Source organism: Clostridium sp. YIM B02555 (genome assembly GCF_022320955.1).
Classification (GTDB): Bacteria; Bacillota; Clostridia; order Clostridiales; family Clostridiaceae; genus Clostridium; species Clostridium saccharoperbutylacetonicum.
Map to the genome: position 1 here is coordinate 1 of NZ_JAKJJY010000034.1, position 13,688 is coordinate 13,688.

12 protein-coding genes and 1 tRNA gene are annotated in these 13,688 nt (G+C 29.5%); 4 read left to right on the plus strand and 9 right to left on the minus strand.

Annotation, left to right across the window (positions count from 1 at the left end):
- Positions 1 to 71 (minus strand) — tRNA-Glu (locus tag L3B98_RS27165).
- Positions 72 to 528: 457 nt separating this feature from the next.
- On the opposite strand from L3B98_RS27165, the gene L3B98_RS27170 reads away from it, so the two are divergent.
- The gene (locus L3B98_RS27170; protein ID WP_238919000.1) at positions 529 to 1,773 is read left to right on the plus strand and encodes an NAD(P)/FAD-dependent oxidoreductase; all 1,245 of its coding nucleotides are present in this window, start codon (positions 529 to 531) and stop codon (positions 1,771 to 1,773) included.
- 142 nt (positions 1,774 to 1,915) lie between these two features.
- On the opposite strand, the gene L3B98_RS27175 is transcribed toward L3B98_RS27170, so the two are convergent.
- The 3 genes from L3B98_RS27175 to L3B98_RS27185 form a co-directional block, all read right to left on the minus strand.
- The gene (locus L3B98_RS27175; RefSeq protein ID WP_238919001.1) at positions 1,916 to 2,671 is read right to left on the minus strand and encodes an acyl-ACP thioesterase domain-containing protein; all 756 of its coding nucleotides are present in this window, start codon (positions 2,669 to 2,671) and stop codon (positions 1,916 to 1,918) included.
- A gap of 264 nt (positions 2,672 to 2,935) precedes the next feature.
- Positions 2,936 to 3,118 (minus strand): DUF1858 domain-containing protein, encoded by a 183-nt coding sequence (locus tag L3B98_RS27180; RefSeq protein WP_015395836.1) that lies wholly within the window; start codon positions 3,116 to 3,118, stop codon positions 2,936 to 2,938.
- Between the two features lie 97 nt (positions 3,119 to 3,215).
- Positions 3,216 to 4,502: an adenylosuccinate synthase gene (locus L3B98_RS27185; protein WP_238919002.1), complete on the minus strand. Its 1,287-nt coding sequence runs from the start codon at positions 4,500 to 4,502 to the stop codon at positions 3,216 to 3,218.
- Positions 4,503 to 4,745: 243 nt separating this feature from the next.
- Here L3B98_RS27185 and L3B98_RS27190 point away from each other — a divergent pair, with 243 nt between their 5' ends.
- Positions 4,746 to 5,924, plus strand: coding sequence for a malic enzyme-like NAD(P)-binding protein (locus L3B98_RS27190; protein ID WP_238919003.1), 1,179 nt, complete (start codon positions 4,746 to 4,748; stop codon positions 5,922 to 5,924).
- Between the two features lie 50 nt (positions 5,925 to 5,974).
- Complete coding sequence (locus tag L3B98_RS27195) at positions 5,975 to 6,484, plus strand: hypothetical protein (RefSeq protein WP_238919004.1); 510 nt, start codon at positions 5,975 to 5,977, stop codon at positions 6,482 to 6,484.
- A 62-nt stretch (positions 6,485 to 6,546) separates the two neighbouring features.
- On the opposite strand, the gene proC is transcribed toward L3B98_RS27195, so the two are convergent.
- Positions 6,547 to 7,347, minus strand: coding sequence for a pyrroline-5-carboxylate reductase (proC, locus tag L3B98_RS27200; protein ID WP_238919005.1), 801 nt, complete (start codon positions 7,345 to 7,347; stop codon positions 6,547 to 6,549).
- Between the two features lie 145 nt (positions 7,348 to 7,492).
- Between proC and L3B98_RS27205 the strand changes: the two genes are divergently transcribed.
- Entirely contained in the window at positions 7,493 to 7,831 is a 339-nt protein-coding gene (locus L3B98_RS27205; protein WP_238919006.1) for a hypothetical protein, read from the plus strand.
- A gap of 72 nt (positions 7,832 to 7,903) precedes the next feature.
- Here L3B98_RS27205 and L3B98_RS27210 read toward each other — a convergent pair whose 3' ends face one another.
- From L3B98_RS27210 to L3B98_RS27225, 4 genes are all read right to left on the minus strand, one after another.
- Positions 7,904 to 9,241: a replicative DNA helicase gene (locus tag L3B98_RS27210; protein ID WP_238919007.1), complete on the minus strand. Its 1,338-nt coding sequence runs from the start codon at positions 9,239 to 9,241 to the stop codon at positions 7,904 to 7,906.
- A gap of 143 nt (positions 9,242 to 9,384) precedes the next feature.
- Positions 9,385 to 11,283, minus strand: a complete 1,899-nt coding sequence (gene lonC, locus L3B98_RS27215) for a Lon family ATP-dependent protease (protein WP_238919008.1) — start codon at positions 11,281 to 11,283, stop codon at positions 9,385 to 9,387.
- 12 nt (positions 11,284 to 11,295) lie between these two features.
- The gene (gene rplI, locus L3B98_RS27220; protein ID WP_015395844.1) at positions 11,296 to 11,742 is read right to left on the minus strand and encodes a 50S ribosomal protein L9; all 447 of its coding nucleotides are present in this window, start codon (positions 11,740 to 11,742) and stop codon (positions 11,296 to 11,298) included.
- 2 nt (positions 11,743 to 11,744) lie between these two features.
- Positions 11,745 to 13,685 carry a DHH family phosphoesterase gene (locus tag L3B98_RS27225; RefSeq protein ID WP_238919009.1) on the minus strand — a complete coding sequence of 647 codons (1,941 nt, stop codon included), beginning with the start codon at positions 13,683 to 13,685 and terminating at the stop codon, positions 11,745 to 11,747.
- Positions 13,686 to 13,688 lie beyond the last annotated feature (3 nt).

Below are 13,688 nucleotides of genomic sequence, written 5' to 3' on the forward strand. Positions count from 1 at the left end.
GACTCCTAGGGGAATCGAACCCCTGTTACCACCGTGAAAGGGTGGTGTCTTAACCGCTTGACCAAGGAGCCATGCTTTGTATGGTTTCTTTAATCTTGAATCTTACAACCCATGTCCTTGAGTTATTCAAGCTGCTGACCACATAGACTATAATACATAAATTTAGATTCCGTGTCAACACATTTTTTCATTTTTTTTATTTTTATCTTGTCTTATATACTTTCTGTACTCATTTTATTAGCATTTTTTCACTATTTTCAATAATTTTATAAACATATAATTAAATTTCATTTACTCTTAGATTTTACTTTTTTAAATATAGTTTTAATAATTTAAAATTTTTTTAGCTTAATATAATTATTTACATGTATAATTTCCCCTAAATATTATAAATCTATTTACAAATATTTATTAACATTAATACTTTTTTTAAATATAAATTTAATATCCATTTCTTTTAACATACATATTACTATGATAAAATTTATAAAGACACATATAATTCATTGTAAGGAGAAATTAATTAATATGATATATCACGATTTAATAGTTGTTGGTGGCGGTGCATCTGGTTTGATGGCAGCAGTAGTTGCTAAAGACTTTGGCTTAGATGTAGCTATTGTTGAAGGTACTGATAGGATTGGAAAGAAAATTCTTGTAACTGGAAATGGACGTTGTAATATAAGTAATAAAAATATTGCCTATCCTTATAAAAATTTTCATAGTGATAATAATAACTTTTTCCAAGATGCTTTAAGTAAGTTTTCAGTAGAAGATACTGAAAATATGTTTTTATCTCTTGGTTTACCATTAACAGAATTAGAAAATGGTAAACTGTATCCAAAATCTCTTCAAGCTTCCTCTGTCATAGATATATTTAGAATGGCGATTGATGATAAAAATATACCATTGTATAACAATTGCCAAATTAATTCGATAACAAAAAAGAAAAACTTCATTTTATCTAGCAATAACGCTGAATATAATAATTTTTCTTGCAATAAACTTATTTTAAGCTGTGGAGGAAAATCTGCTGCAAAAACAGGTTCTGATGGTTCTGGCTACAAATTAAGTAAATCTCTTGGACACAGTATTAAAACACCTCTTCCAGGCATTGTTCAATTAAAATTAGATTATCCTTTTTTAAAAGCTCTATCAGGAATAAAATTTGATGGTTCCGCTTCTATTTTAATAAATGATGAACTTATGCGTACTGAAACAGGCGAAATACTCTTTACCGACTATGGTATTTCTGGTCCACCTATACTACAACTATCATCTTATGCCTCTAAAGCACTTTCAGAAAATTCTAAAGTTACTATACGATTAGACATGTTTCCATATGAAAGTAACGAAGCTGTAGAGAATTTCTTATCTTCACATATTTCTATATTTAACCATAGAGAAATATCATCAGCATTGATTGGAGTAATAAATAAAAAATTAATTCCTACTATACTAAAAGATGTTGGTATAAAAGATATTCATTTGCCTTGCAGCAATTTAGACTGGAAATATATAAATAAATTGATTGCTAAATTTAAGAAATGGGATTTTAGCTGTACAGGTACTAATGGATTTCCTAACGCCCAAGTTACTGTTGGTGGAATTGATACTAAGGAAATTAATAACTTAACATTAGAATCTAAATTAGTTAAAAATCTATATATCTGTGGTGAAGTCATGGATGTTCATGGTGATTGCGGTGGCTTTAACCTTCAGTGGGCATGGAGTTCTGGTTATTTAGCCGCAAGATCTGCTGCTAGCAAATAAATGAATTAATAATAAAATTAGCTATAAAAAACTTATAAATACTATTACGTTTGTTATAGCTAGTTTTCTTAAGGCACATGAAAATAAATAACAAGTCCAAAGCTACTATGAGATGTTCTTAAATGTAGCATAGCTACTCTTTTTAATGTGCACATTTTTCCCATTCAGCTTCTATTGATGCTGCATCTACACCTTCAGCATTTCTTATTGTATGATACGACTTCAGATTATTATCATCTAGCGCTTTTATTGTAGCCGATGATGATATAACTTCTCCATAATTAGTTTCCTTTTCAAAAATAACTTTAATTCTTCTAAGTTCATAATTATTAATCACATCAAGTGGAATTGCTTCTATGGCCCATTCAAAATACTTAACATTATTAACATGATTATTTGAATCAATATCACTATATCTAATACTAAATTGTTTATTATATTGATTTTCATCAATTTTCTCTATTTTATCCATACTTATATCATAATTAATATCGCCATCAACACCATAAAAATCATATTGTTCTTGTTGTATTCTCATTGGTCTTCTTTTTTCAATATCAATTAAGAAAAATAAGGCTGATCCTTCCCCAATAATATTACCTGCTTCATCGTTGATTTTATAATTTCTTAATCCATAGAATTTTTTAAAACCTACAGGTTCTGTAGTAATACTTATGGTTTCTCCAAACAATGGGTATCTATGAATCTTTATATCATACTTATAAAATACCCAACCACAATTATTTTCTTTACAGTACTCAATTCCGCCTCCCAAACTTTCTGATTGCTGAGTACCTACATCCTCAAGAAAATTAATTATTGATGGTAATTTACATCTCATTTTTGAATTTACTTCATAATAATGTATTTCATATTTTTTTGTAAAACTTTTGCTCATATTTATTTATTGCACGTGCATAAAATCAATATTCGGCCTATTTACCACACCTAATTTAAACAAAATTTTAATTATGCGCTTTCTATGCGTGCAATAACCCTTCCCCCTTTCTAAAATTATTAATGATTTACCTATTCTCCTATAATATTATCATAAGAATATGTTTAAAGGTATTAAACATTCTATATTTACGAATATGTTCATAAATATAGCATATAAAAAAAGGATTTTCTAAAAAGAAAATCCTTTAAATAAATAATATAATTATCTATTTAATGCTTCTAATAAATCGTCTAAATTTATTCCATGAACAGTTGCAGCTTCTGCTATAGTCTCAGCTTGAGCTGATGGACATCCAACACATCCCATTCCAAAACTCATTAAAACTCCTGCTTTAGAGGAATCCGCATTAACTACTTCACCAATTGTCATATCCTTAGTTACCATACTCTCACCTTCTTTAATATAACTTATGTAATTATTGTCTCAATTAAAATTATATTTTATACCAAAGTGAAAGTCAATACCCGAGTATAACACTATGCTATAAACTATCTATTCTCATAGTTTGATCTCTCTTTGGACCAACTCCAACAATTGAAATTTTAGTTTCTGTAAATTCTGATATCCTAGCTAAATATTTCTTAACATTTTCAGGTAATTCCTCATAGCTTCTAACATCAGCTACACTATCATCCCATCCATCAAATTCTTCATATATTGGCTCACATTGAGCTAAATCTTCTAAACTTGCTGGAAAATAATCTATAACTGTTCCATTAAACTTATATCCAACACATACTTTAATCTTTTCTAAGCCAGCTAAAGTATCAATCTTAGTAACAGCCAATGAAGTTAATCCACTTACCCTAGCAGCAGTTTTAACTATAACTAAATCTAACCATCCACATCTTCTTGATCTTCCTGTAGTTACACCATATTCATGGCCTTTTTCTCTAATCCAATCTCCAGTTTCATCAAGCAATTCTGTTGGAAATGGACCTTTTCCAACTCTTGTAGTGTATGCCTTTGTTATACCTACTGCATTGGTAATCATATTTGGGCCTATTCCTACACCGCTAGAAACACCGCCACCAGTTGTATTTGATGATGTTACATATGGATATGTACCATAATCAATATCAAGAAGCATTCCTTGAGCACCTTCAAATAAAACTATCTTATCTTTCTTAATTTCGTTATAAACTCTTACAGATGTATCTTGAACAAATGGTTTTAACTTTTCAGCAAATCCTAAATATTCCTTTAAGATTTCATCAAAATTTAATGCTTCTCCTCCTAATACTTTAGTAATATAAGCATTTTTCATTTCAACATTTTCTTTTAATTTTTCTGTAAAAACATCTTTATGCAATAAGTCACAAACCCTAATTCCGCATCTTTCAAATTTATCTGTATAACAAGGTCCTATTCCTTTACCAGTAGTACCTATATCATTCTTACCTCTAGCTTTTTCTTTTAATTTATCTAATACTTTATGATATGGCATGATAAGTTGTGCTCTGTCACTCACAATCAACTTTTCAGGTGTGACTTTTACACCAACACCTTCTAGGTAATCTATTTCTTCAAATAAAGCCTTTGGATCTACAACAACTCCATTTCCTATTACATTTAATTTATCTTCATATAAAATTCCAGATGGTATTAAGTGCAGTTTATATTCCTTGTCACCAACTACTACAGTGTGACCAGCATTATTTCCTCCTTGAAATCTAACAACTACATTAGCATCTTCCGCTAAATAATCTGTCATCTTTCCTTTTCCTTCGTCTCCCCATTGAGCTCCTAAAACAATAAATGCTGACATTTATCTTGCCTCCCTTAATATAAATAAGCTTGCCTTTTTTATTTTAATTAATAACTTGGAGTCAATTAATATATTTTAATCTCTCCCTTTAAATAGTAGCAAAGTACATTTCCACGGTCAACTATATATCGAATATTTTTTTGCTTTTTTTATAAATAATTCGTATAATTGTTTTATATTATTAAGTTTTTGCTTAAATTTAACTTATTTTATCTATAACTAACATGTTAAGGAGTGTTTTTAATGAATATTTATGAAGAAGCCTTAAAATTTCATGAAGAAAAAAGAGGCAAATATGAAATCAAACCAACTTGTGAAGTAAAAAGCTCAAAGGACTTAAGTCTTGCATATACACCAGGTGTCGCTGAGCCTTGTCGTGAAATACATAAGGATCCTCAAAAAGCTTATATATACACTCGTAAATGGAATACAGTTGCCGTAGTATCAGATGGTACCGCAGTACTAGGCTTAGGTGATATTGGGCCACTTGCAGCTTTACCTGTAATGGAAGGAAAGAGCATTTTATTTAAGGAATTTGGCAATGTTGATGCATTTCCTATAGTTTTAGACACTAAAAATGTTGACGAAATCGTTAATACAGTTGCAAATATAGCTCCAACTGTAGGTGGTATAAATTTAGAAGATATTTCAGCTCCGAGATGTTTCGAAATTGAAAAGAAATTAAAAGAAAGATTAAGTATTCCAGTATTTCATGATGATCAACACGGAACAGCAATCGTTGTTTTATCAGCATTAATAAATGCTTTAAAGATAGTGAAGAAAGATTTAGAAACTATAAAAGTAATTATTAATGGTGCTGGTTCTGCTGGAACTGCTATTTGTAAATTATTACTTTCTTCTGGAATTAAAAATATAGTTATGTGTGATATTGATGGTATAATAAGCCGTGATAAAGATTTAAGCCATAATATTTACATGGAAGAATTAGCAAATATAACTAACCCTAACAATGAAACTGGTAAACTTGCAGACGCCCTAAAATGTGCAGATGTATTTATAGGTGTTTCTGCCCCAAATATAGTCTCAAAAGATATGGTAAAAACCATGAATAAGGATGGAATCATTTTTGCTATGGCAAACCCAACTCCTGAAATCTTTCCTGATGATGCAAAGGAAGCTGGTATTGCAGTAATGGGTACTGGTAGATCTGATTTTCCTAACCAAATAAATAACGTATTAGCCTTTCCTGGTATATTTAGAGGTGCACTAGATGCAAGGGCAACAGACATTAATGAAGAAATGAAAGTTGCGGCAGCTTATGCGATTGCAAATGCTATTTCTGAAAAAGAATTATCTCCTGAAAACATAATTCCTAAAGCATTTGATTTAAAAGTTCAAACTTTAGTTGCCGAAGCAGTTAAAGAAGCTGCAATTAAAAGTGGAGTAGCATCAATTAAATAATATTTAATTACCATAAAGTTAATCTTAATTCTAATTTGGAGTTGAATAATATGAGTGAACTATTAATTCCTATAAGTGACTTTGAATTTAAAAATAATGTTAATATTAGATTTGACAACATACTTGACGGCTTTAATTTATTCGAAAATTTTACTATTGATGCTAGTAATATAGAAGATGGTGAAAAACTCTTAATTAAATTTATAGAAGAAGTTTTTGAAAAAAATAATTCTGAAGCTTACATCGATTTCTATATTGCTAAACTTTCAAACGAAGATAGAAGTCGCCTTGCAAAACTTATACCTGAAGAAGATATTAAAACATTAGAACTTCACTTAAATTTAAAGTCTCATGATGGAGTTTTTTATCTTCTTAAAAATAAATCCCTTATACCATTTTTAGTTCGGCTTAACACACGGGAAGTTTTCTTTACTACTTTTTATTTTACTAACAACCCTATTACTATCTGGGGAAATTATAACCTTAAATTCCCATGTTTTGTGGATTCTAAAGAAAACTTGAATTTTTACTCCAGCTTATCAAAATCGTTAGCTTTATGATATAGTCCTAATATACAAATAAAGATAGATGTTTTAGAATCATCTATCTTTATTTAATCCATCTACATATTTTGTGATTTTTCTGCACACTTATCAATAGCTTGTATAACACTATTTCTAAATCCCAATTTTTCTAGTTCAGCCACTGCAACAATTGTGGTTCCTGCCGGAGAACAAACTGCATCTTTTAATTCCCCTGGATGCTTTCCTGTTTCTAATACCATCTTGGAAGATCCTAAAACACTTTGTGCTGCCATCTTATAAGCTTTAGCTCTATGTATTCCTAGTTTCACAGCTGCATCTGCCATGGCTTCTATAAACATGTATACATATGCTGGTGACGATCCACATAAAGCTGTAAATGCATGAAAATCCTTTTCTTCTAACTGAACACATTCTCCAAAGCTTTCAAATATTTTAAAACAATAATCCAATTCATCTTTGCTTACGTTTTTATTTGGACATATTGCTGACATAGCTTGACCAACAAGTGCAGGTGTATTAGGCATAGTTCTAATTATTTTAGCATCTTCGCCTATCCAATTTTCCATATTATCTATACTAATTCCAGCTGCTATTGAAATAATTAACTTATCTTTGTTTAATTCTGATTTAATTTCATCTATTATTGTTTTATACATAAAAGGTTTTACAGCTAAAATTATTACTTCTGCTTCTTGTGCTACAATTTTACTATCAAAAGTTGTTAATACATTAAATTGTTCATTTAATTTTTTAGCAGACTTTTCAGTTTTTGTTGAAATTATCATATTATTAGCTTCTAAAAATCCCGATTTTATTAATCCACCTACCATGGCGCTGCCCATATTTCCACAACCTATAAACCCAATTTTTCTATTCATTTTATAGCCCCCATTTTAAATTTATTTGTTATAGCTTCAAATTTTATCATTTTATATAAATATATTAGATTTTGTCCACCACAATCATAGAATAGCTTGCACGTAAAATCACAAACTATAATAAGCTATGAAGGGAGGAAAATATATGACTAATAATTTATTAATACTTAATACTTCATTAAAAACCCCAACGGATTTTATTGATTCTATTTTGTACTCAAACTGTGAGCAACAACTTCCTACATGTGACTTTGAAGAATCTTTAGATTTTTATTACATTAATATAAATTCATTTGATGATAACATGCATTTACTGGAAATATCTTATAAGTATAATTTTTTAATATTAATTATAAAATCTAACAATAATTCTAATAAAATATTGTCTCAAAGAATTTTTTATTTACCAACAATTGATTTAAATCATATATTACTCCATGAACATAAAAATGCTATTAAATTAATAATTCCCAAAATGATTTAATATTAGTATTTTAAGATATAAGAAGTTAATCTTAACTTCTTATATCTTTTATTATTTCTTTTTATATAAATTTTATTCCCTATGAATTACATCTAGATTACCAAATTTACTGAATTGACCTAGCCATGCTAGTTTTACTGTACCAACTGGGCCGTTTCTTTGCTTAGCCATTATACATTCACCAATATTTTTCTCTTCGGTTTCTTTATTGTAGTATTCATCTCTATATAAAAACATAACTATATCAGCATCTTGTTCTATTGATCCAGATTCTCTCAAGTCTGATAACATTGGTCTATGATCTGCTCTTTGTTCTGGAGCACGAGATAACTGCGATAAAGCAATTACTGGGCATTCCATTTCCTTAGCTAAGGCTTTAATTGATCTAGATATTTCAGATACCTCTTGTTGTCTATTATCGCTACCGGTTCCCCCTGACATAAGCTGCAAATAGTCTATAACTATTAAATCTATTCCATATTCCATTTTAAGTCTTCTACATTTTGACCTCATTTCCATAACAGTAACACCAGCAGTATCATCTATGTAGATTTTTGCTTTTGAAAGTGGTCCAGCTGCCATAGCTATATTCTCCCAATCTTTATCTTCTAGATCTCCTGTTCTAAGCTTTAGCATATCAACATTAGCTTCTGAACAAAGCAGTTTATATGCTAATTGCTCCTTAGACATTTCTAATGAAAATACTACAACACTTTTATTCTCTTTAAGTGCCGCATACTCTACTATGTTCAAAGCAAAAGTTGTTTTTCCCATTGACGGTCTAGCCGCAATCAATACCATATCTCCACTTTGAAATCCTGACGTCTTTGCATCTAAATCTGTAAAACCTGATGCAACACCAGTCACTGTACCTTTTTCATTGAAAAGTTTCTCTATTTGTGCAAATCCTCTTTCCAATACATCACTTAATGGTTCAAAATCTTTTGAAGTTCTTTTTTCTGCAATATTAAATATTTTCTTTTCAGCACTATCTACAACATCTTCTACATTACTTTGATTATTATAACTTTCTTCAATAATAGTAGTTGATGATTTAATTAGCTTTCTCAAAGTAGATTTATCAGAAACAATTTTTATATATGCACTCAGATTTGCAGTAGTTGGCACAGAGGCACTCAATTCTGTTATATAGGTTACCCCTCCAGCTCGCTCCAGCATATCTGTGCTTTTCAAATATTCCAACAATGTTAACAAATCTATTGCTATGTCACTTCTAAACATCTCTAATATAGATCTATATATTATCTTATGGCCATCCCTATAAAAATCTTCTTCTTCTAAGCCTTCCAATACTTTTGCAATAGCATTTTTATCTATTATCATAGATCCTAAAACTGATTGTTCCGCTTCTATGCTTTGAGGCAAACTCCTCATAACTGATGCATCCAAGCTTTATTCCTCCTATCTAATTATCTATTGACAATTATTTATGTATTTCTTCTTTTGTAATTTAACCAATCTAATTTTATCATTTCTTAAGTATAAAAAAAAGTCTCCCATATTACAAGAGACTTTTTATTTTAAATAATATGTTAACTAAATGCAATATTCATAAGATCTTCTATAGATTCTAGAGCCCTTACTTCTACCTCCTCAGTATTTAAAGGAATTTCCTTTTCATTATCCTTTGGAATTAATACAAGTTTTATTCCCATTCTTCTAGCTCCATATATCTTTTCAAATATTCCCCCAACTGGTTTAATATTTCCATGTAGGGAAATCTCCCCAGTAATTGCTATATCTTGCCTTATTGGCTTATTTAACAATGCACTGATTATGCAAATAGTAATTGCTGCTCCTGCTGAAGGACCATCTATTTTTCCACCTCCAACAGCATTAACATGAATATCATAATCTTTAATATCTTTATCTGTTAAATTTCTAATAACTGATGCTGCATTAAATACAGAATCCTTAGCCATACTCCCAGCTGTGTCATTAAATCTAACAACACCAGCACCCTTTTTCTTTGATGGAAAAACAGCTGCTTCAATTTCTATTGTAGATCCTAAAAATCCACTAACACCTAATCCATATACATGCCCTACTTCTTTTCTGTCTATATTCCTTAATCGTTCAAGTGGTATATATCTTCCTATTGATATTACTTCATCTAAATCGGATAACTTTATTTTCAAATTATCTATAAACTTTTTATTGCGATGTAATGCATATCCATATGTATCAGTTAGTATATTTACTGCTTTTCTACCTTCAAATGTATAATTGCTAATTTTTTGTGCTACTCCATCTTCTAATCTAACATTTAACTTGCTTGCTGCATCCTCAACTATATGTATTATGTCTGATGAAGAAAGAGGCTCAAAATATACTTCTGTACATCTTGATCTTAAAGCAGGATTGATTTCACTTGGGCTTTTAGTGGTTGCTCCAATTAAAACAAAATCTGCTGGTGCTCCATTATCAAATAGATATTTAATATACTTAGGAATAGCTTCATCATCTGGGTCGTAATATGATGATGAAAATTCCACTCTTTTATCTTCTAAAACTTTCAAAAGTTTATTCTGAAGCATAGAATCCAACTCTCCTATTTCGTCTATAAACAGTACCCCTCCATGCGCTTGAGTAACTAGTCCTGGCTTAGGTTCCGGTATACCAACTTCAGCTAAATCTCTCTTACTTCCTTGATATATTGGATCATGTACTGATCCTAACAATGGATTTGTTATTTCTCTTGGATCCCATCTTAATGTAGTTCCATCTACTTCAACAAATTTTGATTTATCGTCAAAAGGAGTAAATGAAAGCTTTTTAACTTCATCTAGTGCAAGCCTTGCTGCTGTAGTTTTACCAACTCCAGGTGGTCCATATAAAATTATATGCTGAGGATATGGCGAAGATAATTTCGATATCAATGATTTTATAGCTCTTTCTTGACCAACTACTTGTGTAAAATCTGTTGGTCTAAGGAAACTCATAATATTTTTACTAGCATCTCTACTATCTAATTCTATCAGATTATTTAATTTACTTATTGTCTTCTTATTTTCAGCACCCTTTTGCTTATTAATAACTGAAAGTCTAACTTCATCGATGTACTTTTCTTGTTTTTCCATGATGGATTGCTCAACTTGTGATTCTATCTTACTCTGAACATATTTTTTAGCCAACTCATTAGAAATTAATCTTATAGTTTTATCTATAGCTTCTTCTAAATCTTCACTTTTAGGTACAGATTTCAAATCCTTTCCTTCAGCCAATATACTATTTAATGCATAAATTTTTTCACAAAGATCTGATGATTGTATAAATTTATCCAATTTAAATCTAACTGTTCTAGCTCTAAATGCGCCTTTATCAAGAATGTTTTTAGTTATAGAAATTAATGCTTCTATTTGTGAATCTAATGATAAAGTTCCAGAAATAATATCTTTCAACAATAAATTTGTGTCATCATATAAATTCAAAATTAATCCTCCTTATTCTTGTGGAACAATAATCACCTTCATTTTAGTACTAACCTCTGGATATAGTTTAATTTCAATTTCGTATCCACCTGCTAATTTTATTGTATCCATAACAATTTTTTTCTTGTCTATTTCAATTTTGTATTGTTTTTTTATTAGTTCAGCTACATCTTTACTTGTAATTGCACCAAATAATTTTCCACTATCTCCTGTCTTAGCTTTTATTGATATTTCTTTCCCCTTTAATTCTCCTGCTAATTTTTGAGCAGCTTCAACTTCTGCTAATTTTTGTTTTCTTTCATTTTCTATCTTATTATTTAAAATATGCATATTTGATGTGCTAGCTTCTTGTGCTAATTTCCTAGGAAATAAAAAGTTTCTTGCATATCCATCTGATGCTTCAATAACATCACCTTTCTTACCTATTTTCTTAACATCTTGTAATAAAATAACCTTCATTTCTATTCACCTATCCTTAAATATTTTTTCATTGCTTCTTTTAATTCGCAAATTACTTCATCAATTGTTTTATTTGCAATTTTAACACCTGCAATATTCATATGTCCGCCTCCTCCTAGTGCTTCTAGAACGACTTGAACATTAATCTCACCTACTGATCTTCCGCTAATATATACATCATCATTAACTTCACCTAATACAAAACTCACATGTATTCCTGATATATTTAATAATTCATCAGCGGCTTTTGCTATAATTACAGTGTTTATATTTCTTGGTGTTACTGCAATAGCTACATTCTCATTTACTTCTGCAGTCCTTATTGTTTCTGCAATAAGAAGATAGTCTTCTAAATCATCAGTAAACATTTTTTTAATCTCTATCGGATCTGCCCCAAGAGATTTTAGAAAGGATGCAGCTTCAAAAGTTCTAACTCCTGTTTTAAAAGAAAAACCTTTAGTATCCATAAAAATACCTGCAAGCAAGCCTTCAGCTTCCAATCTTGTTAAATTAGGCTTATTTACTATATATTGAATTATTTCAGTAACCATTTCAGATGTAGATGAAGCATATACTTCTATATAATTTAATATATCACATTCTATCATATCTGTACTTCTTCTATGATGGTCAATTATAACTTTTCTTTCTGCTTTCTCTACTAATTCCAAATCAGCAATATATCCTTTATTATGAACATCTACAATAATAATTAGCGTTTTACTATCCAAATCATTTCTTGCATCTTCTGCAGATAAGAATACACCATCATATTTAGATTCTTTTTGCAACTTACTTAAATAATATTCAATTGCACTATTATCATTATTTAATACTATATTACAGTTCTTACCCAATTGTTTTACTACACTTGTTAATCCAACTGCTGCACCAAAACAATCCATGTCAGGATTCTTATGTCCTATTATATAAACCTTGCTACTTTCATAAATCAACTCGCTTAATGCTCTTGCAATAACTCGTGCTTTCACCTTTGTTCTTTTTTCTATCTCTTTGGTATTTCCTCCAAAAAACTTTATTTCATCATTTGTTTTAACAACTGCTTGATCTCCACCTCTACCTAACGCCAATTCTTTAGCTATATTGGCATTATTATAATTTTCAAGTGGTGACATTCCACCTTTTCCTATCCCGATACTTAATGTAATCTCAATTGAATTTCCCTTATCAATTTTAGAAAATTCTTCAATTATTTTAAATTTCTGCTTTATTTCATCTTCAATATACTTATCTTGAATAGACAATACATATTTATTTGTATCATATCGTTTAATCATTGCATTTAAATTATTGGCATAAGCATTTATTTTTCTTTCTATTTCTGCAACCAAAAGTGGTCTATTGTTATCATCAGTCTTATCCAATACTTCAGTAAAATTATCTACTTCTATCAACATTATACTTTCTTTGGTTGTTTCATAGTCTATTAATTTTGTTATATCATTAAATGATAATATATATAAATGCTTTTTATCTTTTGTTTCAATTAAATTAGCATATACATCATATAATTTATCCTTAATATTTATTCTTTGATGCAAACTACTTCCATGCTTCAAAAACTCTTCTAAATTTAATCCTCTGATTATACTTAAAATATTTTTTTCAGATTCTTCTTCATTAGATTTTAACGTTTTAAATAAGTTATTATACCACACTAATTTTCCATCCTCTTCAATTAGTGCTACTGGATAAATAGACTTTAACGCATTATCTGATATTCCTTTGTCTATACTTTTTATAAACTCATTATTATCATTTTCTTTCTTCCAATAATAATTTAATTGCTGAATGTTATCTATTAAATAAATTATGAGGATAATTATACCTATACCTATATAATTGTATATACATAATATTATTGAAATAATAATTAATAGCCAAGGCCTAAGCAATCGTTTAAGCATAATCATCCAATTCATTAA